At 64.8% G+C, this 25,189-nt stretch carries 22 protein-coding genes; 21 read left to right on the top strand and 1 reads right to left on the bottom strand.

Annotation, left to right across the window (positions count from 1 at the left end; all coding sequences use genetic code 11):
• Positions 1–17: 17 nt before the first annotated feature.
• From AKG11_RS18155 to AKG11_RS18245, 19 genes are all read left to right on the top strand, one after another.
• A complete protein-coding gene (locus AKG11_RS18155; RefSeq protein WP_050744891.1) occupies positions 18–1,289 on the top strand; it encodes an ABC transporter substrate-binding protein in 1,272 nt (423 codons plus the stop codon).
• Positions 1,290–1,377: 88 nt separating this feature from the next.
• Complete coding sequence (locus tag AKG11_RS18160) at positions 1,378–2,262, top strand: carbohydrate ABC transporter permease (protein WP_081870758.1); 885 nt, start codon at positions 1,378–1,380, stop codon at positions 2,260–2,262.
• Position 2,263: 1 nt separating this feature from the next.
• The gene (locus AKG11_RS18165) at positions 2,264–3,109 is read left to right on the top strand and encodes a carbohydrate ABC transporter permease (protein WP_023513660.1); all 846 of its coding nucleotides are present in this window, start codon (positions 2,264–2,266) and stop codon (positions 3,107–3,109) included.
• Positions 3,106–5,142 carry a DUF5107 domain-containing protein gene (locus AKG11_RS18170; RefSeq protein WP_050744892.1) on the top strand — a complete coding sequence of 679 codons (2,037 nt, stop codon included), beginning with the start codon at positions 3,106–3,108 and terminating at the stop codon, positions 5,140–5,142. The genes AKG11_RS18165 and AKG11_RS18170 overlap by 4 nt, the downstream gene beginning before the upstream one ends.
• Positions 5,142–6,278 carry an ABC transporter ATP-binding protein gene (locus AKG11_RS18175; RefSeq protein ID WP_088016442.1) on the top strand — a complete coding sequence of 379 codons (1,137 nt, stop codon included), beginning with the start codon at positions 5,142–5,144 and terminating at the stop codon, positions 6,276–6,278. The genes AKG11_RS18170 and AKG11_RS18175 overlap by 1 nt, the downstream gene beginning before the upstream one ends.
• Positions 6,275–7,150: a DeoR/GlpR family DNA-binding transcription regulator gene (locus AKG11_RS18180; protein WP_050744894.1), complete on the top strand. Its 876-nt coding sequence runs from the start codon at positions 6,275–6,277 to the stop codon at positions 7,148–7,150. Before AKG11_RS18175 ends, AKG11_RS18180 begins: the two co-directional genes overlap by 4 nt.
• Complete coding sequence (locus AKG11_RS35145; protein WP_088016441.1) at positions 7,147–9,210, top strand: ROK family protein; 2,064 nt, start codon at positions 7,147–7,149, stop codon at positions 9,208–9,210. Before AKG11_RS18180 ends, AKG11_RS35145 begins: the two co-directional genes overlap by 4 nt.
• A complete protein-coding gene (locus AKG11_RS18190; protein ID WP_050744895.1) occupies positions 9,207–10,499 on the top strand; it encodes a class II D-tagatose-bisphosphate aldolase non-catalytic subunit in 1,293 nt (430 codons plus the stop codon). The genes AKG11_RS35145 and AKG11_RS18190 overlap by 4 nt, the downstream gene beginning before the upstream one ends.
• Positions 10,496–11,641 carry an N-acetylglucosamine-6-phosphate deacetylase gene (gene nagA / locus AKG11_RS18195; RefSeq protein WP_050744896.1) on the top strand — a complete coding sequence of 382 codons (1,146 nt, stop codon included), beginning with the start codon at positions 10,496–10,498 and terminating at the stop codon, positions 11,639–11,641. Before AKG11_RS18190 ends, nagA begins: the two co-directional genes overlap by 4 nt.
• 394 nt (positions 11,642–12,035) lie before the next feature.
• A complete protein-coding gene (locus AKG11_RS18200) occupies positions 12,036–12,767 on the top strand; it encodes a FadR/GntR family transcriptional regulator (RefSeq protein ID WP_050744897.1) in 732 nt (243 codons plus the stop codon).
• A 2-nt stretch (positions 12,768–12,769) separates the two neighbouring features.
• Positions 12,770–13,969: a mandelate racemase/muconate lactonizing enzyme family protein gene (locus AKG11_RS18205; RefSeq protein WP_050744898.1), complete on the top strand. Its 1,200-nt coding sequence runs from the start codon at positions 12,770–12,772 to the stop codon at positions 13,967–13,969.
• 72 nt (positions 13,970–14,041) lie between these two features.
• Positions 14,042–14,734, top strand: coding sequence for a GntR family transcriptional regulator (locus AKG11_RS18210; RefSeq protein ID WP_050744899.1), 693 nt, complete (start codon positions 14,042–14,044; stop codon positions 14,732–14,734).
• 46 nt (positions 14,735–14,780) lie between these two features.
• A complete protein-coding gene (locus AKG11_RS18215) occupies positions 14,781–15,755 on the top strand; it encodes a sugar ABC transporter substrate-binding protein (protein WP_050744989.1) in 975 nt (324 codons plus the stop codon).
• A 68-nt stretch (positions 15,756–15,823) separates the two neighbouring features.
• Complete coding sequence (locus AKG11_RS18220; RefSeq protein WP_050744990.1) at positions 15,824–16,807, top strand: ABC transporter permease; 984 nt, start codon at positions 15,824–15,826, stop codon at positions 16,805–16,807.
• On the top strand, positions 16,804–17,535 hold the full coding sequence (locus tag AKG11_RS18225; protein WP_023513672.1) for an ATP-binding cassette domain-containing protein: 732 nt from the start codon (positions 16,804–16,806) through the stop codon (positions 17,533–17,535). The genes AKG11_RS18220 and AKG11_RS18225 overlap by 4 nt, the downstream gene beginning before the upstream one ends.
• A gap of 7 nt (positions 17,536–17,542) precedes the next feature.
• A complete protein-coding gene (locus AKG11_RS18230) occupies positions 17,543–18,298 on the top strand; it encodes an SDR family oxidoreductase (protein WP_050744900.1) in 756 nt (251 codons plus the stop codon).
• A complete protein-coding gene (locus AKG11_RS18235) occupies positions 18,298–19,191 on the top strand; it encodes an aldose 1-epimerase (RefSeq protein ID WP_050744901.1) in 894 nt (297 codons plus the stop codon). Before AKG11_RS18230 ends, AKG11_RS18235 begins: the two co-directional genes overlap by 1 nt.
• Before the next feature lie 196 nt (positions 19,192–19,387).
• On the top strand, positions 19,388–20,542 hold the full coding sequence (locus AKG11_RS18240; protein ID WP_050744991.1) for a CaiB/BaiF CoA transferase family protein: 1,155 nt from the start codon (positions 19,388–19,390) through the stop codon (positions 20,540–20,542).
• Positions 20,542–21,687, top strand: a complete 1,146-nt coding sequence (locus AKG11_RS18245) for an extracellular solute-binding protein (protein WP_050744902.1) — start codon at positions 20,542–20,544, stop codon at positions 21,685–21,687. The genes AKG11_RS18240 and AKG11_RS18245 overlap by 1 nt, the downstream gene beginning before the upstream one ends.
• 45 nt (positions 21,688–21,732) lie before the next feature.
• Here AKG11_RS18245 and AKG11_RS18250 read toward each other — a convergent pair whose 3' ends face one another.
• The gene (locus AKG11_RS18250; protein WP_023514812.1) at positions 21,733–22,524 is read right to left on the bottom strand and encodes an IclR family transcriptional regulator; all 792 of its coding nucleotides are present in this window, start codon (positions 22,522–22,524) and stop codon (positions 21,733–21,735) included.
• A gap of 158 nt (positions 22,525–22,682) precedes the next feature.
• On the opposite strand from AKG11_RS18250, the gene AKG11_RS18255 reads away from it, so the two are divergent.
• Together AKG11_RS18255 and AKG11_RS18260 are read left to right on the top strand one after the other, a co-directional pair.
• On the top strand, positions 22,683–23,999 hold the full coding sequence (locus AKG11_RS18255; RefSeq protein WP_050744903.1) for a type 2 periplasmic-binding domain-containing protein: 1,317 nt from the start codon (positions 22,683–22,685) through the stop codon (positions 23,997–23,999).
• A gap of 293 nt (positions 24,000–24,292) precedes the next feature.
• Positions 24,293–25,189: a carbohydrate ABC transporter permease gene (locus AKG11_RS18260; RefSeq protein WP_050744904.1), complete on the top strand. Its 897-nt coding sequence runs from the start codon at positions 24,293–24,295 to the stop codon at positions 25,187–25,189.

Below are 25,189 nucleotides of genomic sequence, written 5' to 3' on the forward strand. Positions count from 1 at the left end.
CGATTTGGGAGGAGTGAATGGTGAACACGATCTTATGGCGCTCTGCCGCCGCTGCCGCGCTGTCGCTCGGCATGATGGCGGGCATCGGCGCCGCCAATGCAGCCGAACTGGTCTTCTGGTCGATGTGGAACGAGCCCGAGCCGCAGGCCGCCGCTCTGCGCAAGGTCATGGACAACTATACCAAGGCGAACCCGGACACGACCTTCAAGGTCGTCTGGAACGGTCGCCAGAACCAGACCAAGCTGCGCGCGGCGCTTCAGGCCGGCACGCAGGTCGACTTTGCCGACCAGGATGGCGACCAGCTGGCTGGTGGTTTGCAGAAGGAAGGGCTTGGCTACGAGATCGCGGCGGAGCTTGGCGATACGAAAGCAGCCCTCCTGCCCGGCGTGCTCGATCTCTACGCCACCGGCGGCAAGATCGTTCAGGTTCCCTACATCTACAACACCGTCAACATCTGGTACAACAAGGAGATGATGACCGAGGCCGGCGGTAGCGTTCCGCAGACCCTCGACGAGCTCTTCACCCTGTGCGGCAAGCTGAAGGAAAGCGGCAAGCATGCGCTGGTGACCGAGGGCAATGTCGGCTTCTACCAGGTGCTGTACTTCTCGCATCTCCTGTCGCGTGCCAAGGGCTCGGATGCCATGATCAAGGCCTTCGAGGTCAAGGACGGCTCGGGCTGGTCCGATCCGGCCGTGCTTGAGGCTGCAAAGACGGCCCGCAAGTTCTGGGATGCCGGCTGCATCGCGGAAGATGCGCGCGGTTTCCAGTATCCGGCCGGCCAGCAGACGATCGCACTCGGTGACACGATGGGCGAACTTGTCGGCTCCTGGCTTCCGACGGAGCTGACGGAGACGGCCGGTGCCGATTTCCCCTGGGGCGCCTTCAATTTCCCGGCCGTTGCGGGCGGTGCCGGCAAGGTGACGGATATCGAGGTCGGCCTCGTGTCTGTGATGGTTCTTAAGAATTCGCCGAACGCCAAGGAGGCTGCCGGTTTCGTCAATTATCTCCTCAGTGAGGAGGCGCAGTCGATCCTCGTTGCCGATGGCGGCGTTGGCGTGGTGCGTGATGGCGTCGAATGGCCGCCGGTGCTGGCGGATGCCTATGCCTCGGCGAAGAACGCGACGGCACTTTCCGGCTTTGGCGGCGGTCTCGGCGTCTCCTATCCGGAATTCAACGCGACGGTGCTGACGCCCGAATTCAGCAAGATGTTCCTTGCCCAGTCCACGCCGGAGGATTTCGTCAAGATCCTCGTCGAGCGGACCAAGGCTCATTGGGCAAGCCAGCAATAAGGCCCTTTCAGCAAGCCGGGGCGATGCGCCTGCGCCGCCCCGGCCGGCCTTGTGACGATCAAACATTTTGCCCAATGGAGACGACGCGATGATGAGGCGACGCATGGTGGTGGCGTTTTTGGCGCCCGCCCTCATCCTCTATCTCGGCCTGCTGATCTTTCCGGCGCTGCAGGCCTTCTATCTCAGCCTGTTCAAGACATCAGGCTTCGGCGACACGCCGGTCTGGGTCGGGCTCGGCAATTATACGCGTCTCCTCGCCGATCCGATCTTCTGGCAGGCGCTGCGCAACATGTCGCTGATCATGGTCGTGGGGGGCATTGCCACCTTCGGGCTCGCCTTTGTCTTCACCATGCTCCTGAATTCGGGGTTGTGGGGCAAGAAACTGTTTCGCGCGCTGATCTTCCTGCCGAACATCATCGCGGTCGTTGCGATCACGACCTTCTGGTCCTTCGTCTTCATGCCGCGCTACGGCCTGTTGACCAGCCTCCTGAAGGCGCTCGGCCTCACGGGACTTGCCTCCATCTCCTGGACGGCGCCGGAGAACGTCTTCTTCGCCATGATGGTCGGCCTCGTTTGGATCTCGGCGGGCTTCTACACGATCCTCATCCTCGCCGGTGCGGACAAGGTGCCGATCGACATGTATGAGGCCGCACGGCTCGAGGGTGCGAGCACCTTTCAGATCTTCCGCCTCATCACCCTGCCGATGATCTGGGACGTCATCCTGATCACGCTGGTGCTGTGGTCGATCCATGCCATCAAGATCGTCGAGTTCCCCTACGCTTTCGGTGGCCCGAACATCGACCAGAACCTCTATACGCCCGCGATCTACCTCTACATCATGGGTTTCGGCCAGCGTGAACCGGTCTATGCGCTCGGCTATTCGACCGCCATCGGCGTCGCGCTCTTCTTCCTGACTCTCGTCACGATCGTGCTGCTGCGCGTCGTCTTCAAGCGCGAACGCGTGGAGTATTGAGATGAGCAAGCTTCTGACGCTGCGCGGCGCAAAACGCGGGTTTTCCTATCTCGTGATTGGTGGCTGGTCGGCCCTTTCTGTCTTTTTCGTGCTCTGGATCATTCTCGCCTCACTGAAGCGCAACCGTGATCTTTTCGGAAAACCCTGGTCGATCCCGCTTGATCCCGCCTGGGGCAACTACGTCAAGACCTGGGTGAACAGCCGCTTCGGCGACTATTTCCTCAACAGCCTGATCGTCACTTCCGTCTCGGTCATCGCCCTGCTCCTCGTCTCGGTACCGGCCGCCTATGTGCTGAGCCGCGGGCGCTTTGCCGGGCGGGCGGCGCTGTCGAACTTCTTTGCCTTCGGCATGGGTGTGCCGATCCCGCTGCTCTTCGTGCCGCTCTTCGTCATCATGACGACGCTGAGGCTCGGGGACAGCCTGACGGGGCTCTCCCTCGTCTATGTGGCGCTTTCCATTCCGTTCAGCATCTATGTGCTGGAAGGCTTCTTCGCCTCGCTGCCGTCCGAACTGGAATCAGCGGCGATCATCGACGGCTGCTCGGATTTCCAGGTGTTCCGGCACGTCATGCTGCCGCTCGCCGGCCCCGGCATCGCCACGGTCGCGATCCTCAACTTCGTCGGCCTGTGGAACGAGTACCAGCTCTCGCTCGTGCTCCTCAACAGCCCGGAGAACCGGACGCTCTCGCTCGGCATCTATTCGCTGATCACGTCCATGCAATATTCGGGCGGCGACTGGGCCGGCCTCTTCGCCGGCGTCACCATCGTGATGGTGCCGACGATCATTCTCTTCATCATCCTCTCCGAGCGGATGATCAGCGGTATCACCATGGGAGGCGTCAAGTGAACCAGACCCTGCAGAAACCCCGCGCCGAGGGCGTTACGACAATCGAGCAAACGGTCGTGACCCTGCCGATGTCCCATCTTGGCGACCCGAGCCGACTGCCGCGCCTGCGCTGGCAGCAGCCGATCCCGGACAAGGCGACACCACCGTCGCGCGGCCTTACCGCGGAAGAAAGCGCCAACGCCTTCGACTGGGGCAAGGATTCCATCCTGCCCTACCGCGTCTATGACGACTACGACCGCGCACAGCAGCCCGCAGACATGCCGCTGATCGTGCTCGACAACGGCCGGCTGCGCATCGCTGTCGCTCCGCAATATGGCGGGCGCATCATGCAGCTCTACGACTACGCGCTCGGCCGCGATCTCGTCTTCCGCAATCCCGTCTTCCAGCCGGCCAATCTGGCTGCGCTGAACGCCTGGTTTTCCGGCGGTATCGAGTGGAACGGGCTTATCCCCGGCCATACGCCCTTCACCGCGGCTCCGGTCTTTGCCGGCGTCGTCGAGACGGAGCGCGGCCCGGTGCTGCGCATCTACGAGTTCGACCGTATCGTCGAGGCCACCTGGCAGATCGATCTCTTCCTGCCGGCGGGCGAGGACCGGCTCTATGTGCACGGGCGCATCGTCAATGCCGCGCCGGTGGAAAAACACGCCTATTGGTGGACCAATGTCGCCGTACCGGCGAGTGCCGGCATGCGCGTCATCAGCCCTGCGGATTATGCGATCGAACATGTCCTGCCGGGCAACGAGCTTGCGCGCTTCGCTTTTCCCGATCCGGCGCGCTTCGATGGCTCCTATCCGGGCCTCTGGAAGGGGGCGACATCGGTCTTCTTCCGCAAGCCTGATGCAAAGCGCCTGTTCATTGCCGCCCTCGACAAGACGGGCACCGGCCTTGCGCAGACGGCGACATCGGGCCTGAAGGGCCGGAAGTTCTTCTATTTCGGCACGGCGGCCGGCGGGCAGCACTGGATGGACTATCTCGCGCGCAAGGACGAGGGCGACTACATCGAGATCCAGGCCGGCATCACGCCGACGCAGAACCAGCGCTTCGTGTTGGCTGCGGAAAGCGAAACGCGCTGGACCGAGGTCTATGGCGGCCTGTCGGTCGATCCGGCCGCAGCCCATTGCGAGAGCTATGCGATCGCTGAACGCGCGACGGCGGAGGCGGTGGATCGGCGTTTCCCGCAGGCCGACCTCACGGAAGTCGACGGGTTCCTGGCGCGCCTGTCGCAGATGCCGGTCGATCGTCGCCTTGCCGCGGGCTCGCCCTGGGGCGGCCGGCAGGAAAAACTCACCGGCAAGCCGCTTGCCGCAGGCCTCGATTTCTCCGTCGACCGGACCGCCGACCTCTGGGACGACCTTGCAGAAAGCGGCAAGATCTCTGCAGCCAACCTGGCCCGTGTTCCCGCCGACCTTGCGGTTTCGGACGCCTGGGTCGCAGCGCTGGAGCGCAGCGCCGAAGCACAGGGGAAGACATGGCTGCATGAGCTGTTGCTCGGCATCGCCGCGCTCGACCGCGAGAACGTGGCAACGGCGCGCGACCTATTCGCGCGCTCGACGGCGGCGCACCCAAGCTGGCTGGGGCTGCGCCAGCAGGCTCTGATCACGGAGAACGGCGCGGAGGCCGAGCGGCTCTATCTTGCCGCCTGGAAGGCCGAGGATGCCCCGGCCGAGCTGGCTGTCGAGATCGTGCAGTTCCTGCTGCGTGCCGACCGGTCCGCCGCGCTTGAAACCTTCCTGGCCGACCTTCCGGAGGCCGTCGCAGCGCAGGAGCGCATCGTGCTCGCCCGCGCCTCGGTGGCGGCGGCGCGGGGTGATCTCGATACGCTGGAAGCGCTGCTGGCGGTCGAGTTCGCGACCATCCGCGAAGGCGAGGATCTTTCGGCCGACCTCTGGCACGCCCTGCAGACGGGTCGACTGGAACAGCGGCTGGGCCGCGCGCCCACTGCCGCCGAACTGGAAACGCACAACAGGGCCAACCCTTTGCCGGAACATCTCGATTTCCGCATGCGGGTCGTGCTCGAAGACGGGACGAACTGATGACGACGGTCGAGATCCGCGAGCTTCGCAAATCCTATGGCAGCCTGGAGATCATCCGCAGCGCCGACCTTGCCATTTCGAGCGGCGAGTTCGTCGTGCTGGTCGGGCCGTCGGGCTGCGGCAAGTCCACGCTGCTGCGCTGCATTGCCGGACTGGAGCCGATCAGCGGCGGCACCCTCGCCATCGACGGTGAGGACATGACCGCGGCCGATCCGGTGAAACGGGGCGTCGCCATGGTCTTCCAGTCCTACGCGCTCTATCCGCACATGACGGTCGCCGAGAACATCGGTTTCGGCCTGAAGATCGCGGGCACGCCGAAACCGGACATCCGGGCGCGCGTGATCGAGGTGGCAAAACTCCTCAAGCTGGAGGCGCTGCTCGACCGCAAGCCGAAGGCGCTTTCCGGCGGCCAGCGCCAGCGCGTGGCGATCGGCCGGGCGCTGGCACGCAATCCGCGCATCTTTCTGTTCGACGAGCCGCTGTCCAATCTCGATGCCTCGCTCAGGGGCGAGATGCGCGTCGAGCTGGCCAAGCTCCACGCCAAGCTCGGCAACACCATGATCTACGTGACGCATGACCAGGTGGAGGCCATGACGCTTGCCGACCGCATGGTGGTGATGCGGCAGGGGATTATCGAGCAGGTCGGCGCGCCGCTCGAACTCTTCAACAACCCGATCAACCGTTTCGTCGCCGGCTTCCTTGGGCAGCCGCCGATGAACTTCATCCGCTTCGCTTCGGCTGCCAATGAGGGGCGGAGGGTGACGGGTACGCTTCCCGGCGCCGGGCGTGTTGCCCTCGACCTGCCGCCCTCGGCCGTACCTTCACCGTTGGAGGGGCTGGAGCTCGGCGTCCGCCCGGAGGATATGACCGCGTCCGACGGCGGCGAACTGAGCGCGACGGTTGAGGTGGTGGAACAGCTTGGCGGCGAGACCATCGTCTACGGCCGGCTGGCGGACGGCCAGGCCCTGACGGCAAAGCTTGCCGGCCAGGCGGGTGTCAGGGCCGGCGATCGGCTCTCCTTCACGCTGGCGCAGGAGCGCCTGCAACTCTTTGATGCGATGGGCCGCAACTTGCGTTACCGGATGCGAGAGGCCGGTGCGCAGCCCGGCAGTCTGGTCGAAAGGAGTGTGCCTTGACCTCTGTTCCCCCACCCGGCCAGACCCTGATCGAGACCGTTTCCGCCGATTTGCCGGAACTCAACAAGACCTTCCGGCGGGTGGCGCAGTACATGCTCGCCGCGCCGGAGGGCTTCATGCACAAGCCGGTGCAGGAGATTGCCGCCGCCGCGGAGGTGAGCGAGCCCTCCGTTATCCGCTTCTGCCGTCGCTACGGTTACAAGGGCATTCCGGATTTCCGCATCGCGCTTGCCATGGCGCTGGCGAACGGGCCGGCAGCCGAGCGCAGCTCGTTCCTCGAGCCGCAGATCACCGACAAGGCCGTGGTCAACCTCGCACTGAAGCGTGCCATTGCGCGCCACGCGCGCACGCTGATCGGCACGGACCGCTCGATCATCATCGATTCCGGTTCGACCGCCCAGCTCTTCGCTGAAACGCTTCGCGATGCCGACCCGCTGGCGGTGATGACCACCGGCCTCAACATCGTCGATGCGCTGCGCGGGGCAACGCAGCATTCCATCATGCTGCCGGGCGGCGTGCTGCGCCATGAATCGCGCTCGCTCTCCGGCCGCATGGTGGAGAACACGCTTGCCAACATGCATTTCGACGCCGTCTATCTCGGTGCCGACGCCATCGATCCCGCCTCCGGCCTCAGCACCTTCAACGAGGATGAAGCGCACCAGAACACGGCGATGATCCAGGTTTCGCGGCGTGTCGTCGTGCTGGCGGATTCGACGAAGTTCCGTGCGCCCGGCCTGCACCGCTTCTGCGAGATCGAGCGCATCCACACGATCATCACCGATACCGGTCTTGGCGACGACGTGGTCGCCGCGATCGAGGCGCGGGGCGTTGCCGTTCACCGCGTGGAACCAATCGAAGAGACTGCAAAATGACGTCGCAAAGCGCTTCCACCGCCATCCCCGGCCTCGACCGCTGGGACACCACGCGGGAAATCCGCCAGCAGCCCGCGGTCTGGCGGGCTTTCGCCCCCGAACTTGCCGGCATTGCCGCCGAAATCCGCCCATGGCTGGCAAGCCGCGCGCATGATGAGGTGTGGTTCTGCGGTGCCGGCACCTCCGCCTTCATCGGCGAGACGCTGGCATCCTATCTCAACCGCGCCGCCGGCCCTGCGCGCTTCCGCGCCGTGCCGACGACGGACCTCGTGTCGAGCCCGTTGAGCTTCCTGAGGCCCGGCGCACGCAGGCTGGTCGTTTCCTTCGGCCGCAGCGGCAACAGTTCGGAAACCCTTGGCACCCTCCGGCTGCTGGATGCGCATGCGCCCGAGGCCGACCGCCTGCACATCACCTGCAACGCCGAGAGCGCTTTGGCGCGGCCGATGGGGCCGGGGCCGGGCGAACAACGGACGATCCTGCTCCCGCCGGAAACGAACGACCGCGGCTTCGCCATGACCTCCAGCTACACGACGATGCTGCTTTCGGCGCTCGCCTGCTTCGATCCCGCCCCGCCGGACGAGCCGACCGCGCTGCTGGCGCGCCTTGCCGATGCGGCGGAGGGACTGATCGGCCGCGGTTTTGCCGATCTTGCTAGGCTCGCCACGCCCGAGCGCGTCGTCTTCCTCGGTTCCGGTCCGCTGATTGGCTCGGCGCGGGAATGTGCACTCAAAGTGCTGGAGCTGACGGCCGGCGGCATCGCCACGTCCTGGGATTCGACGCTCGGCTTTCGCCACGGCCCGAAGGCGGTGGTGAACAAGAATACGCTGGTCTTCGTCCTGCAATCGGCCGATCCGTTCACGCAGGCCTATGACATCGACCTTGCCCGGGAGATTGCCGTGCAGTTCGGTCCCCAGGCCATCGTGCGGCTCGGCGCGGCGACGGGCGGCGCTGATATCGACGTGCCCGCCATCGGTAACGATGCCTGGGGTTCCGTGCTGCATGTCATCGTTGCGCAGATGCTGGCCGTGATCTGGTCGGACCGGCTCGGTTTTGCGGTCGATGACCCCTTTGCCGGCCGGAACCTTACCCGTGTCGTTGCCGGCGTGACGCTCTACGACCTGCCGAAGCCCGCCCCGGCCGCCTATGGCGCCATCGATGTCGGTGGTTCGAAGATCGAGGCGGCGTTGTTCGGGGACGACTTGCAGCCGATCGAAAAGCGCAGGATCGATACCCGCAAGGACAGCTACGACGACCTCGTGGCGGCGATTGCCGAGCAGGCCGGCTGGCTTGAGGCAAAAGCCGACAACCTTGCCGCCATCGGCATCGGCCTGCCGGGGCTGATCGATGCAGCGACCGGGCTTTCGGTGACCTCCAATCTGCCGGCGACCGGGCGCAGCCTTGGCGCCGACGTTTCGGCGTGCCTCGGCCGCCGCGTGCCGGTGGAGAACGACTGCAAGTGTTTTGCCCTGTCGGAAGCCAATGGTGGAGCGGGCGAGGGCCATCGCACCGTCTTCGGCCTCATTCTCGGCACGGGCGTCGGTGGTGGTGTTTGCGTCGATGGCCGGCTGGCGAAGGGCCTCAACGGGCTTCCCGGCGAGGTCGGCCATTTTGGCCTGCCGGCCGAGCGCGTGGCGACTTACGGCCTGCCGCTCGTCGCCTGCGGTTGCGGACGCACCGGATGCTACGAGACCTACGTGTCCGGCCCCGGCCTGACGCGCATCGCGCAGCACGTCGCCGGCCGGCCGCTGCGGGCGGAGGAGATCGTCGTGGCTGCGGCCGGAGGCGACGCGGCGATGCGGTCCGTGCTGGACATCTGGCTCGACCTGCTCTGCGAACTCGTTCACACGATCCAGCTGACGATCGACGCGGACTGCGTCGTGCTCGGCGGCGGCCTGTCGCGCATGGCTGGCCTTGCCGACGACCTTGCCGCGGCCTTCGAGGCGCACAAGCTGCCGGGCGTGCGCAGCCCCGTCTTTCGGATCGCGTTGCATGGCGACGCCAGCGGAACCCGGGGCGCGGCCATCCTTGCCCGCCAATCGCTGCGGGAGGGCCGGCCATGAAGGAGCTGCGTGCTCTGATCGCCCGCAACCGCGCGGGTTCGGGCGAGACCATGCCCTCAGTGTGTTCGGCGCATCCGGATGTCATCGCCGCCGCACTTCTTCTCGCCGAAGAGCATGGGGTTCCGTTGCTCGTCGAGGCGACGAGCAATCAGGTCAACCAGTTCGGTGGCTACACCGGCATGCAACCGGCCGATTTCATCCGCTTCGTGCACGAGATTCGCGATCGCGTCGGCGCATCGGGCCAGCCACTGCTCTTCGGCGGCGACCATCTCGGGCCGCAGGTGTGGCGCAGCCAGCCGGCCGATGTGGCGATGGCGCATGCGCGGGACCTCGCGGCGGCCTATGTGCGTGCCGGTTTTACCAAGATCCATCTCGACTGCTCGGAAGGCTGCGCGGGTGAGCCTGCCCAGGTGGCCGATGCGGTCAGCGCCGCGCGGGCGGCCGAACTTGCGGGCGTCTGCGAGGCCGCCACTGACGACCCGTCGTCGCTGAGCTACATGTATGGCACGGAAGTGCCGCCGCCCGGCGGTGCCCGGGCGGAGGAGGGCGGGCAGGGCATCGCCCCGACGACGCCGGAAAGCGCAGAGGCCACCATCGCGGCGCATCGCGATCATTTCGAGGCCCTGGGGCTTCATGGTGCCTGGCAACGGGCAGTGGGCCTCGTGGTCCAGCCGGGCCTGGAGTTTGCGCCGGACCACATCCATGCCTTCGATTCGGCAACGCCCGATCGCCTGTCGCCGGTGCTGCGCGATCGTCCCGGCCTGAGTTTCGAGGCTCATTCCACAGATTACCAGGCGCCGGACGTCTATCCCGAGCTCGGGCGGCGTCATTTCGCGGTGCTGAAGGTCGGTCCGGCGCTGACCCATGCCTATCGCCAGGCGGTCTATGCGCTGGAAGGTGTGTCGGACTGGATCGGTGCGGAGCCGGATCGTCCGCGTGTTCCTGCCGTCATGGAGGACCTGATGCTGGCCGATCCCGCGAACTGGCGCAAACATTACAGCGGTGGCGAGGCACAGCTTCGCCTGCTGCGGCACTTCAGTTATGCCGACCGCATCCGCTACTACTGGACCCAGCCGGCGGCGCGGCAGGCGGTGGAGCGCCTGATGTCCCTCCTCGGCGAGACCCGGCCGCCGCGCATGGTGCTGGAGCAATATTTCGCGCCTGGCGTTCTTGCGCGTGCCGATCGCCTGGCATCGCGCGTGCGCGACTGGCGGTTGGCTCTCGTCTATGCGCAGATCCAGGCGGCGCTTGCGCCCTACTATGCGGCGTCTGCGAGGTCCGCGGGATGACGGTCATCGCCGGGCAGGACGTGGCTCCCTTCGATATCGACGCGACCGAGGCGTGGTGGCTCGTGCCGGAGAGGCTTTTCGACGGCGAGACGCTCGATACGGGCCGCGCCGTGCGCATCGTGGCGGGACGCATCGACGACCTGCACCCGGTTGTGGAGGCGGGGCGGGACGACCTGCCCGTCTGGCGGACGAACGGCCTCGCATCGCCTGGATTCTTCGACGTGCAGGTCAATGGCGGCGGCGGTGTCATGGTCAACGGCACGCCGACGGCCGATGGTCTCCGCGCCATCGCCGCTGCGCATCGGCCGGGCGGCACGACGGCCATCCTGCCGACGCTGATCACGGATGCGCCCGAGGTGATGGAAAAGGCCGTCTCAGCCGTGATCGCCGCGGTCGGGCGGGATGGCATCGTCGGCGTTCATCTCGAAGGCCCGCATATCAGCGTGGCACGCAAGGGGGCGCACAATCCACGCTTCATCCGCCCGATTGACGACGATACGCTTTCCTGTGTCCGGCGCCTGCGCGCCGCCAATGTGCCCGTCCTCCTGACGCTCGCGCCGGAATGCGTGCCGCCGGGAACGATCGCGTCGCTGCGCGCGATGGGCGTCGTCGTCTCGCTCGGCCATACCGCGGCCGATGCCGCGACGACGCGGGCCGCGATTGCGGAGGGCGCGCGAGCGGTGACCCATCTCTACAATGCGATGACGCCCATCACCTCGCGCGAGCCGGGTGTCGTGGGCGCCGCGCTCGACAGCGATCTTTATTGTGGCTTCATTGCCGACGGGCACCATGTGGACGATGCGGTGCTGCGCCTGGCAATCCGTTCCCGTCCGATGGTCGGGCGCATGGTGCTCGTCTCGGATGCCATGTCGACGTGGAACGGGCCGGATCATTTCACCCTCTACGGCGAGACCATCCGCCTTGAAGGCGGCAAGCTGGTGAACAGTATCGGCTCGCTGGCCGGCGTGCATACCGACATGGCGACCTCGCTGCGGCGGCTGGTCGATGTCGTGGGTGTTCCTCTCGAGGACGCGTTGAAGATGGCAACGGCAAATCCGAGCCGCCTCATGGGGCTGGAGGCAAACGTCGGCTTCCTCAGGCCGGGCATGCCCGCCGATATCGTCCTGCTCGGCGGCCTGTAAGGCCAATTGATACTCAGCCGATGCCGGTCTGCAAATGGCGAATTTCCGCGCTTCCGGTGCTCGCGCACCGAAAGGACGCTGCGCTGTGGATCGTAAAAACATCAGGCTTGGGTCTGGCCGCTTCATCACTCGATAGCCCGGTTGTCGGCCGGGTCTGTATGTCCGCGCTGCGCGGCCTGTGACGGTGGGCGTATTAGCCGCCGATGTGCGCCCAGCAGAGTGCGTGTTTCCCGCCGGACCAGATGACATCGTTGGCGGCGATGCTGGCCGTAGTGCATCGGATTCCCGTCTCCAAGCGCCGCTCTCCCTATCCATGAAATTTACGTTGACAATAGCTGGCGGTAAATCTATTTCGAGGTATGTAGTAACCTATGTGATAGGTAAGGGCGGCGCGATGGAATCGAAGTCGGAACCGGATGCGGTCAGTGGTCAGAAGGGCGGCGAGGGGCTGCTCGGCGGCGTCATGGATGCCGTCCGGATCCATATTCGCGAAAATGGCCTGCAGGTCGGCGATTGGCTGCCGAGCGAGGGCGCCTTCGCGGAAAAACTCGGCGTTTCCCGTGGCATCGTGCGCGAGGCCTATCGGTCGTTGTCCGCGCTGACGCTGATCGATATCGGTAACGGCCGGCGCCCCCGGGTGGCGGCGCCCAGGGCAGACGTGCTGGCGCTGGTCACCGATCATGCCGTGCACACCGACCAGGTGACGATCCAGCAGATTTTCGATGTCCGCCGCACGGTCGAGCGCCGGACGGTCGTGCTTGCTGCCATGCGCCGCACCGACCGCGAGGCGGCTGCAATCGTTGCGCTGGCCGAAGCGATGCAGCGGGATTTCGAAGAGCCGCAAAAGGTCATGGAGCACGACATCGCCTTTCACGAGGCGATCGGCGCAGCGTCGCGCAATCCGATGTTCTCGCTGATCGTCGGCTCGTTTCATGTGGTGACGCGCCAGACCTGGCCGATCGGCTGGGCAAGCCGCGCCAGCAACGAGACGCGGCAGGAAAGCATCGACGGTCACATGACCATCGCCCAGGCCATCGCCAATGGCGACCCGACGACGGGCGAGCAGGCGATGGTCGAGCATTTCGACCTGACGGTGAAGGCGCTGCTGGCAGCGGGAGTGTACTGAGCATGAAGATCACCGCGTTTGAAACCGTCCGCGCCCGCGACTTTGCCAACATCCTCTGGGTGCGCATCCACACCGACGAAGGCCTTGTTGGGCTTGGCGAGACCTTCTTCATGGCTGCGACCGTGGAGGCCTATATCCACGAGGTCGTGGCGCCGAAACTGCTCGGCCGCGATCCCCTTGAGATCGACCGTATTTCCAAGGATCTGACGGGTTATCTCGGCTTCCGTTCGACGGGGGCGGAAATGCGCGGCAATTCGGCGGTGGATATCGGTCTCTGGGACCTCTTCGGCAAGGCGACGAACCTGCCGGTCGCCCAGTTGCTCGGCGGCTTCTCGCGGCGCGAGATCCGCACCTACAACACCTGCGCCGGTAACACCTACATGCGCGAGGCCAAGGGCCAGCAGACCGGCAATTACGGCATCGGTGGCCCGCGGCGCGACTATGACGACCTTAACGGCTTTCTGGAGCGGGCGGACGAGCTTGCCGAAGACCTCCTGTCGGAGGGCATCACGGCCATGAAGATCTGGCCGTTCGACATCGCGGCGGAAAAGAGCGGCGGCCAGTACATTTCCGGGCCGGATCTGCGCAAGGCGCTCGAACCCTTCGAGAAGATTCGCAAGCGCGTCGGCGACCGCATGGACATCATGGTCGAGTTCCATTCCATGTGGCAACTCACCCCGGCCATCCAGATCGCCCGGGCGCTGGAGCCCTATGCCACCTTCTGGCACGAAGATCCGATCAAGATGGATTCGCTCTCCAGCCTCAAGCGTTATGCGGCGGCAAGCCGCGCGCCGCTCTGCGCCTCGGAGACGCTTGCCACCCGCTGGGCCTTTCGTGATCTGATGGAGACCGATGCTGCCGGCGTCGTCATGCTCGATCTTTCCTGGTGCGGAGGCCTTTCCGAGGCCAAGAAGATCGCCACCATGGCGGAAGCATGGCACCTGCCGGTGGCCCCGCATGATTGCACCGGCCCCGTGGTACTCGCCGCCTCGACGCACCTGTCGCTGAACGCGCCGAACGCGCTCGTGCAGGAAAGCGTGCGCGCCTACTACAAGACCTGGTACGCCGACCTGACGACGCAACTGCCAACCGTGACGAACGGCATGATCACCGTGCCGCCCGGACCGGGCCATGGCATTGATCTTGCGCCGGATCTCGACCGCAAATTCGACGTCTCGCGCCGGACTTCGGCGCTGGAGTGACCGGCACGGCGCTGATCGCTTGACTCGTATGGTAGTAGGCTAGTAGCCTTTGACGGAGTGAGGGAGGCTGGAATGCAGAACATCAAACCGCAGCGCGTTCTCTCGGTCGCCGAGGCCGTCGGGCCGCAGGTCTATCGCATCTTGCGCGAGCAGATCATCCAAGCCGAGCTGATGCCGGGGGAGCGCATCTCGGAGGCGGAGATCGCCAAAAGCCTGTCGATCAGCCGCCAGCCGGTGCGCGAGGCCTTCATCAAGCTGTCGGAGGAGGGGCTGGTGCAGGTCCTGCCGCAGCGCGGCACCTATGTGACGCGGATTTCCACCGCTTCCGTAATGGACGTGCGCTTCGTGCGCGAGGCGATCGAGGCCGATATCGTGCGTCAGGTCACCGCAGAGCATACGGCCGAGACCGTGCGGGAACTGCGCGATCAGATCGCAAGGCAGAAGCAGGTGCCGCAGGACGACCGCGCTACCTTCCTGCGGCTAGACGAACTCTTCCACCACACGCTCGCAGCGGCGGCCGGCCGCGCCTATGCCTGGAGCGTCATCGAAAGCGTCAAGGCGCAGATGGACCGCGTGCGCTTCCTCAGCGTCGACGATATCCAGATCGGCCGGCTGATCGGGCAGCACGAGCGCATTGTCCATGCGATCGCTGCGGGCGATGTCGGCAAGGCCGAAGCGGCGCTGCGCACGCATCTGCGCGAGATCCTCAAATCGCTGCCCGAGATTGCCCGGGCGCGGACGGAATTCTTCGACGGCGTGGAGTGACGCCGGAACAACCACGATTGATGTTCAACGGGAGGTACGCATCATGATGATCCGGAAATTTCTTGCAGGAACGGCCCTCTGCCTGGGGGTGATGGTCTCGGGCGCCAGCGCGGAAGGCCTCAACATTGCCTTCATCAGCCACTCGTCCGCCTCGAACACCTTCTGGCAATCGGTCAAGAAGGGCTATGACGACGCCTGCGAGAAGGTCGGGGCCTCATGCCAGTTGATTCTGACGCAGACCGAAGGCGCTGTCGAGCAGGCCGTCGCCAACCTGCAGGCGGCGATCGCCACGAAGCCGGATGCGATCTTCGTCGCGATCGTCGACAACAAGGCCTATGACAATGTGATCAAGGAAGCCGTCGATGCTGGCATCCTCGTGCTTGCCGTCAATGTCGACGACAGCGAAGGCGCCAAAGGCAATGCACGCAAGGCTTTCATCGGCCAGGGCTTTACGGCGGCCGGCTATTCGCTCGCCAAGGCGCAGTCGGAGAATTTCCCCAAGGAAGGCCCGCTCAGCCTGCTGGTCGGCGTCAACGCGCCGGGCCAGACCTGGTCCGAACAGCGCGCCGGCGGCGTGATGAAGTTCCTGGAAGAATACAAGGCCGCCCATGCCGATCGCGAGATCACCATCACGCGCATCGATTCGGCCACCGACCTTGCGCTGACCGCCGACCGCATCGGCGCCTATCTCAATGCCAACCCGAACACCACGGCCTATTTCGACACTGGCTACTGGCATGCCGGCGTCGCCAAGGTTCTGAAGGACCGGGGCATCGAGCCCGGCAAGGTGCTGCTCGGCGGCTTCGACCTCGTGCCGGAGGTTCTGCAGCAGATGGAAGCCGGCTACGTGCAGGTGCAGGTCGACCAGCAGCCCTACATACAGGGCTTCATGCCGGTCATGCAGGCCTATCTGTGGAAGACGGCCGGCCTGACGCCGTCGGACATCGACACGGGGCAGGGCATCGTCACGCCCAAGGACGTGCCGACCATTCTCGAAATGGCAAAGCAGGGCCTGCGCTGATCCGGCGCTCCTATGGGAAAACCGGTGCCTTGCCTATGCGGCGGGGCACCGAAGCACGAGTGGAGCCCATGAAGCGGTTTCTGAAAATCTATCTCGACAAGCCGGAGCTTGCCGGCCTCGCCCTCCTGATCATCCTTCTTGCCGTCTTCCAGGTGAAGTCGAACGGCGTGCTTCTCTCCTTCGAGAACGTACGCGGCGTCATGGGGCTTCTGCCGGAAATGGCGCTCGTCGCCATCGGCGTGACGATCCTGATGATCTGCGGCGAGTTCGACCTGTCGGTCGGCTCCGTCTTCGCGCTGATGCCGATGTCGATGGCGGTGATCCTCAATTCCGGCGTGCCCTTCGCCGCCGCCGTGCTGCTCGGCCTTGCCATCTGCGCGGTGATCGGCTTCATCAACGGCTATGTGACGCTGCAATTCTCGATCCCGAGCTTCATCACCACGCTCGGCATGCTGTTCATCGCCCGCTCGCTCACCATCGTCATATCCGGGGGCTTTCCGCCGCTTCTGCCGTCCGATCTGCCGACCTGGCTCTTTACGGATTACATCTGGCAGGGCGCGCTCTTCCGCATGTCCTTCGTCTGGTTCGTCGGCATTGCCGTTCTTGCCGCGGCGCTGCTGTCGCTCACCAATTTCGGCAACTGGATCCGCGCCACCGGCGGCTTCAACGAGGCGGCGGCCTCGATGGGCATTCCCGTCAAGCGCGTGAAGATCGCCTGCTTCATGCTTTGCTCGGTGCTGGCGGGTTTCGCCGGCCTGCTACAGGTGTTGCGCCTCGGCTCGCCGCTGCCCTCGATCGGCGAGGGGCTGGAGCTGCAGGCGGTCGCCGCGGCCGTCATCGGCGGCACGGCGCTTGCCGGCGGCATCGGCACGGTTTTCGGCGCAATCATCGGCACTCTGCTCATCCGCACCATCGACAATGGCCTGGTGCTGTCGCGCGTCGATGCTAACTGGTTCAAGTTCGCCATCGGCGTGCTCACCATGTTTGCGGTCATCGCCAATGCCTGGATGGGCAAGATCTCCCGCAAGATCAAGGTGGAGGCGCACAAGTGACGACACCGGTCATCGAATGCCGCAACCTGCAGAAATGGTACAGCGGCGTGCACGCGCTGAAGAATGTCAACCTCACCATCCATCCCGGCGAGACCGTCGGCCTTGTCGGCGACAACGGCGCGGGCAAGTCGACGCTGATCAAGATCCTTTCCGGCGCGCACCACCAGGATTCCGGCGAGGTGCTTATCGAGGGCAAGACCGTCGATCTGCGCAGCCCGAAGGACGCGATGCGTCACGGATTGGAGACGATCTATCAGTACAATTCCATGGTGCCGACCATGTCGATCGCCCGCAATCTCTTCATCGGCCGCGAGCCGTTGAAATGGTCGGTCTTCGGTGTCGGCCTCATGGACCAGAAGCGTATGCGCGCCGAAAGCATGCAGGCCATCGCCGATGTCGACCTGCATCTGCGCTCGCCGGATGCGCTGGTCGGCGAACTGTCCGGCGGCCAGCGGCAGGGCGTGGCTATCGCCCGCGCCATGCATTTCAAGTCCAAGGTGCTGATCCTCGACGAGCCGACCAACCATCTTTCCGTCAAGGAGACGGACAAGGTGATCGGCTTTGTGCGCGGCCTGAAGGCGCAGGGCCTCACCGGCATCTTCATCTCGCACAACATGCAGCACGTCTTCCAGTCCTGCGACCGCATCGTCGCCATGGCGCGTGGCGAGATCGTCTTCGACAAGCCGACCGCTGCAACCTCGATCGACGAGGTCCATGCCCTTCTGTGAGGAGACCATGACAGAGCTTTCAGGAAAGACCGTCCTCATCACCGGTGCGCTCGGCACGCTCGGCCGCGCCCAGGCCGCGCGGCTCGCCCGTGCCGGCGCCAGCCTGCTGCTGCTCGACCGGCCGGGCGCCGAGGGCGGCGCGGCCTTCGCGGCGGATGTTGCCGTAACCCATGGCGTTACGGCTACCTATGTCGGTGAGGACCTCAACGACCTTGCTGCGGCGGAGCGGCGGGCGGAATCGCTTTCGCGCGCGCATGGCGGCATCGTCATCCTCATCAACAATGCGGCGCTGATCATCAACAAGCCGTTCGAGGATTTTTCGCTGGAGGAATACGAGGATCAGGTCCGGGTCAATTCCTCCGCCGCCTTCGCGCTTGTCCGGGCTGTCGCCCCGGCGATGAAGGAAAAGCGTTACGGCAAGATCGTCAATTTCTGCTCGGTCACCCTGAATGGGCGCTGGGACGGCTATGTGCCCTATGTCGCCTCGAAGGGCGCGATGCTGGGCCTTACGAAATCGCTGGCGCGCGAACTGGGTCCGTATGGCGTGCGCGTCAACGCGGTGTCACCGGGCGCGGTGGTGTCCGAGGCGGAGGCGCGCGTCTTCGCCGATCGCCTGCAACAGTACAATGACTGGATCCTCGAGAACCAGTCGCTGAAGGCGCGCATCCAGCCGGCGGATGTCGCCGATCTCGTGCATTTCCTCGTCTCGCCGGCCTCAGACATGATTTCCGGCCAGAACATCGCGATCGACGGCGGCTGGTAATGGGGATCGAACTCGACAATGGAGCAGCGCGCATCTGCGTTCGTCCCGACCTTGGTGCCGGCCTGACCTGTTTCGATGTCAGGCAGGATGGCGTCTGGCAGCCGGTCTTTCGCACGGTGGATCCCGCAACGGACCATCCCTTTGCGCTCGCCAACATCCTCCTCGTGCCATTCTCCGGGCGGGTCTCCGGCGGCGGGTTTTCCTTCGACGGGGCCTTTCACGCCCTGCCGCGCAATGTGGAGACGGAGCCCTATCCGATCCACGGCAACGGCTTCTCCGCCACATGGACGGAGGCCTCCCGGAGCCGCGATTCCATTACCCTGACCCTGTCGTCGGACGGGCCGGGGCCGTTCCGCTACGATGCGATGCTGTGCTATCGTCTGGAAGGCGCCGGCCTCGTGATGGAACTGAGCCTCGTCAGCCGCGCCGAAACACGCCTGCCATATGGTGCCGGCTTCCATCCCTGGTTCGTGCGCGATGCGGATACGACGCTCACTGCGCCGTCGAAGGGCGTCTGGCTGGAGCAGTCCGATCATCTTCCGAAGGCTCATGAGCCCATCGCGAAGCATCCGGATATGGACTTCAACGCGCCAAGGTCCCTGCCGCCGCGGTGGATCAATAACTGGTTCGACGGCTGGGACGGCAAGGCGCGGATCGGCTGGCCGGCGCGTGGTCTGCAGGCCGATATCGAGGCAAGCGAGGTGCTGGACCAGTATGTGGTCTTCTCGCCTGCCGCCGATGCCGATTTTTTCTGTTTCGAACCGGTCAGCCATCCCGTCGATGCCTTCAACCTGCCGGACCGGGCCGACGCCTACGGCCTGAAAGTGCTTTCTCCCGGCGAGACGCTGGACATCTGGACCCGCATCGCCGTTTCGCCACGCAAACCGGCCTGATCCGCGCAAGACATTCGATCTTTCCACCCTGGCAATCGTGGCGTTGCCGGGGCCGATCGCGTGGCCGCGGCGGGGGCATATCCATACGTGAGCCGTTGACAGGCTTGCGAGGCTTGAAACGACAATCCATATATGAAAGAATAATTTAAATAAGAATTGCACGGCGCGACCTCGGGGAGCGCAGGAGGACATGCGCATGCAGGATGAGACAGGACTTCTGGCCGGCCTGACGGTGGTCGATATGAGCCAGTTCCTCTCCGGCCCCTATTGCTCGTTGCGGCTGGCCGATCTCGGCGCCCGCGTGATCAAGATCGAGCGGCCGGACGGCGGTGATCTCTCCCGCCGGCTCTATCTCAGCGACACCGAGGTCGGGGGGGATTCGACGCTCTTCCACGCCATCAACCGCGGCAAGGAAAGCCTCGGCATAGACCTGAAGAACGCCGACGACCTTGCCTTCCTGCGCCGGCTTCTCGGCAAGGCCGACGTGCTCATCCAGAATTTCCGTCCGGGCGTCATCGAACGCCTCGGGCTCGACTATGCGGCCGTCAAGGCGATCAACCCGACAATCGTCTATGCCTCGATCAGCGGCTATGGCGAGGATGGCCCCTGGGTCATGCGGCCAGGGCAGGATCTCCTGGCGCAGGCACGCTCCGGCCTGATGTGGCTGAACGGCGACGCGGCGCAAGGACCGGTGCCCTTCGGCCTGGCGGTCGCCGACATGCTCGCCGGCGCCAATGCCTGCCAGGGCATTCTCGCCGCCCTCGTGCGTCGCGGTATTTCCGGCAAGGGCGCCCATATCCAGACGAGCCTGCTCGAAAGCCTCATCGATTTCCAGTTCGAGGTGCTGACCACCCATCTCAACGACGGCGGCCGCAAGCCGCAGCGCTCGGATTTCCGCAGCGCGCATGCCTATCTTTCGGCACCCTACGGCGTCTATCCGGCGAAGGACGGCTATCTTGCGATCGCCATGACGCCACTCGGCCGCCTGCAGGATCTGCTGCAGATCGAGGCGCTGGCACCCTATCGCGACGACAGCAGGGCCTGGTTCACCGCGCGCGATACGATCAAGAGAACCATCGCCGAGCGCATTGCGAGCGAAACCGTCGACCATTGGCTCTCCATCCTGGAGCCCGCCGACATCTGGTGCTCAAAGGTGCTGGAATGGCCAGAGCTTCTGGCCAGTGACGGTTTCCGCATCCTCGACATGCTGCAGACGGTGACGCGTGAAGATGCGGTTTCGATCGGCACGACCCGCTGCCCTGTGCGGGTGAACGGTCAGCGCCCGGCCGGCCATCGCGCCGCGCCGCGCATCGGCGAACATTCGGCGACGATCCGCGCGGAGTTTGCGTGATGAGCGCGATCACGCTCAGGGGCATGACCTGGAGCCATCCGCGCGGCTATGATCCGATGGTTGCCTGTGCGCAGGACTGGTTTGCCAGAACCGGCGTCACCATCGAATGGGACAAGCGCTCGCTGCAGGATTTCGAGAGTTTTCCGGTCGAGGATCTCGCCCGCCGCTACGATCTCATTGTCATCGATCATCCCCATGTCGGCCAGATCACGGCGGAGAGCTGCCTCGCGCCACTTGACCTGCCCGGCCGCGAGGCGGCCTTCGCGGCGCTTGCGGGCGGCTCCGTCGGCCTCTCGTTCCCGAGTTACAACTGGCGGGGCCGCCAATGGGCCTTCCCGGTCGATGCCGCCACGCAGGTGCTGGCCTTCCGGCCAGACCGGTTGGCGGCGGCACCGGGCTCGTGGGCAGAGGTTGTTGACCTTGCAAAAGCCGGGGAGATGCTGCTGCCGCTGCGCCCGCCGCATTCCCTGATGTGCTTTTTCACGCTTTGCGGCAATCTCGGCCGACCCTGCTCGGTGGAAAGGGACGTGCCTTTCGTCGATGTCGAAATCGGCGTGCAGGCAATCGAGATGATCCGGGAACTGGCCGCGCTCACCGATGCCGCCTGCACCGAAATGGACCCTATCGCCGTGCTGGACCGGATGGGCGAGGCGGGGTCGCACTACAGCGTCTCGCCACTGATTTACGGCTATGTCAGCTACGCCCTTGCAGGCTTCCGGGCCAATCGCATCGCCTTTGCCGATATGCCGGTTGCCGGCGGTGCGGGACCGGTCGGCTCCGCGCTGGGCGGCACGGGCATCGCCGTTTCCGCCTTCTCGGCGCATCGTAAGGTGGCCGTGGACTTCGCCTACTGGATTGCGGCAGGGCCGCAACAGGCGGGTCGCTACTGGCAGACCGGTGGCCAGCCCGGTCATGCGGCGGGATGGGAGGACGAGGCAGCCAATGCCGCAACGCTCGGCTTCTACCGCAACACGCGCCGAACGCTGGAGGGTGCCTGGCTGCGTCCCCGCCACGATGGCTACATGCCCTTCCAGGAGGCCGCGTCTGAGCGCATCAATCAGGCCGTGACGGGCCGTGAACCGGCGGGAAAAGCCATAGCGGATCTCAACGCGCTCTTCCTGAAGAGCTTTGCGAGGAACGGATGAGCCAATGCTTGGGGTGCTGGCGAATCACGCGTTCAGATACGAGGCCTATTGTTCCTCGGCATTGAAGCCGGCGCCCGCCATTTCTGACAGCCTGCGCGTCGTCTCGCCGAGCAGTTGGATGGTCGTCGAGATGTCAGGCGCGACCGGCGCATTGATCAGGGTGATGTAGGGGATCGTCAGGGCGGCGATCGCCCTGCCGTCCGCACCGAGCACGGGGGCCGAGAGGTTAATGACGCCCGCCGTCTGGGCGCTTGGCATCATTTCGTAGCCGCGGGAGCGGATGAGGTCGAGCCGTGCGAGGAATTCCGGCGTGACGCGCACATCCGTGCCGCCGTCGCCGACATGCTCGGCGATCATGCGCAGGCGCTCTTCCGGCGAGCGGAAGGCGAGCAGCGCGTGGCCGGAGCCCGTGTCGAACAGGCCGATGCGCGAACCGACGCGGATCGAGATGCCCCAGTAGCCTGGCGCTTCCTGCTGGGCGATGACGACGGGATTGCCGCGGTCGAAGACGACAAGCTGGTTGGCCTGGCGCGAGGTTTCGGCCAGTTCGCGCATCAACGGTACGGCGAAGGAGACGAGTCGGCGCACCGGCGCGTGCAACTGCGCGAGGCCGAAGAGTTTCAGGGTGAGGGAGAAACGGTCGCCGTCGATGCGGGTGACGTAACCGCGTTTCACCAGTCGGTCGAGCATGCGGTAGAATTCGTTGGGGCTGCGATCGAGCCGCTTGGCGATTTCCGCCTGGGTGAGGCCGCCGTCGACGGCGGCGAGAAGTTCCAGGATGTCGAGGCCCTTGTCGAGCGCTGGCGCCCTGTAGCGATCGTTTTCCTCGTCCGTCACCTGAAATCCTCTAGTGAATGAGCAAATTCATATACGCAGAAACAAGGCGTGACAATCCCGGGATGCTGATTTCCGCTTGACGATATGTGAATAATTGGTTTGTATATGAATGAAGCTCTTATCGGTAAGGGCTGGCGAAAAGCCACTGGGAGGAGAAGATGACAAGATTTCTAACCGGCGTTGCTGCCGGTGCCGTGATCTGCGCGTGGGCTGGCTCTGTGCTTGCCGCCGATCTGCCGGGAAAATTCGAAGGCGTGACCGTCGATGCGAAGCTCATCGGCGGCCAGCAGTATGAAGCGCTCTATGCGCGCATCGCCGAATGGGAGAAGGCGACCGGCGCGAAGGTGAACGTTCTTTCGAAGAAGAACCATTTCGAGCTGGACAAGGAGATCAAGTCCGACATCGCGACCGGCAACATCACCTGGTGCGTCGGCTCGAACCACTCGTCCTTCGCTCCGCAGTATCCTGATATCTACACCGATCTTTCGGCGCTTTTGCCGAAGGAGGAGATCGACGCCTTCGTGCCGGCCAACATTTCGTCCTCGACGCTCGATGGTAAGCTGGTGATGCTGCCGCGCGCGCAATTCGACGTTTCCGCGCTCTACTATCAGAAGAGCCTCTATCAGGACGACGCGAAGAAGGCGGCGTTCAAGGAGAAATACGGCTACGATCTCGCCCCGCCGGACACCTGGCAGCAGGTCGCCGACCAGGCGACGTTCTTCTCCAATCCGCCGGATTTTTACGGCACGCAATATGCCGGCAAGGAAGAGGCGATCAACGGCCGCTTTTATGAGATGCTGGTGGCCGAGGGCGGCGAATATCTTGCCGCGGACGGCAAGCCGGCCTTCAATTCGGACGCTGGCGTTCGCGCGCTCGACTGGTTCGTCAATCTCTACAAGGCGAAGGCCGTGCCGGTCGGCACCACCAACTATCTGTGGGATGACCTCGGCCAGGGCTTTGCGTCGGGCACCATCGCCGTCAATCTCGACTGGCCTGGCTGGGCGAGCTTCTTCAACGACCCGAAATCCTCGAAAGTCGCCGGCAATGTCGGCGTGAAGGTGCAGCCGGCGGGTTCCTCCGGCAAGCGCACCGGCTGGTCCGGCCACCACGGTTTCTCGGTCACGGAAAGCTGCGCCAACAAGGACGCCGCCGCCTCGCTCGTCTGGTTCCTCACCAACGAGGACAGCCAGAAGCTGGAATCCTCGGCCGGCCCGCTGCCGACGCGCACGGCCGTCTGGGATTACAACATCAAGCAGGCAGAAAGCGACGCGTATCGCAAGGAAGTCCTGACCGCCTTCCAGGAAGCGGCCAAACACGCCTTCGCCGTGCCGCAGACGCCGTCCTGGATCGAGATCTCCAACGCCGTCTATCCGGAGCTGCAAGCCGCCATCCTCGGCGACAAGACCTCCAAGGAAGCGCTGGACGCGGCAGCCGAGAAGGCGACGCAGATCCTTGAGGATGCCGGCGCGCTCTGAGGGTGGTTGCCCCTCACCCTAACCCTCTCCCCGCAAGCGGGGAGAGGGGACGTGCCCCACGAACGGTTCCTGGTTGGGGAAACCGGCGCAGCATATCCCTTCTCCCCGCTTGCGGGGAGAAGGTGGCGGCAGCCGGATGAGGGGCGACGCCTATCCGCACCCTAGACCATCCGCTCTTTACGCCTTTGGGTGGGGCAAACAAACAAACTGGCGGCCGCCTTGCGCGGCCGCTTCTTGAAACGCGGCCGCGTCCCGGAAAAGACGGCCGGTCAGCGCATATCCAAGAGGCACATATGAAAGGCTGGAGGCCACCGGCGCCGTTTCTGCTTCTGCTGCCCGCCGTCGTGGTGCTCGCAGCCGTCGTCATCGTCCCGCTCATCCTGTCGCTCTATTCGAGCTTCACGCCCTTCCGGCTGACGCAGCCCGCCTCGCTCTATACGTTTGTCGGCTTGCGCAACTATGCGCGCATTCTGACGGACCTCGAATTCTGGACGGCGTTCGGCCGCACCGTGCTCCTGCTCACCGTCGCGCTCAACGTGGAAATGCTGCTCGGCCTCGGCCTTGCCATGCTGGTGGAGAAGGCGACGAGTGGCCAGCGGCTGCTCCGCACCATCATGATGTTCCCCATGATGTTCTCGCCGATCCTCGTCGGCTTCCAGTTCAAGTTCATGTTCAACGACAATATCGGCCTCGTGAACAATGCCCTGCAATCGCTCGGCCTGACGGACCAGGCGATCCCGTGGCTGATCGACGGTTCGCTCGCCTTCACCGCGATCCTGATTGCCGAAATCTGGTCGTCCACCTCGGTCTTCGCCATCCTCATTCTCGCCGGCCTGCTCGCCATGCCGAAGGAGCCGATCGAGGCGGCGCGCGTCGACGGCTGCACGCCCTGGCAGACGTTTCGCTACGTCACCTGGCCCTTCATCATGCCCTTCGCCTATATCGCCATGACCATCCGTTCGCTCGACGTCGCGCGCGCCTATGACATCGTGAAGATCATGACGGACGGCGGCCCGGCCAAGCGCACGGAACTGCTGTGGACGCTGGTCTCGCGCACCGCCTATGCCGATGCCCGCATGGGCCTTGCCAACGCCATGGCTTATGTCGCGATCCTGCTCTCCATCCTCTTCACCGTCTATTTCTTCCGCAAGCTCGCCGCGGCGCGGACCCAGATTGCGGCGGAGTGGTAA

Origin of the sequence: Shinella sp. SUS2 (assembly GCF_001262505.1) — a bacterium.
In the GTDB taxonomy this organism is placed as follows: Bacteria; Pseudomonadota; Alphaproteobacteria; order Rhizobiales; family Rhizobiaceae; genus Shinella.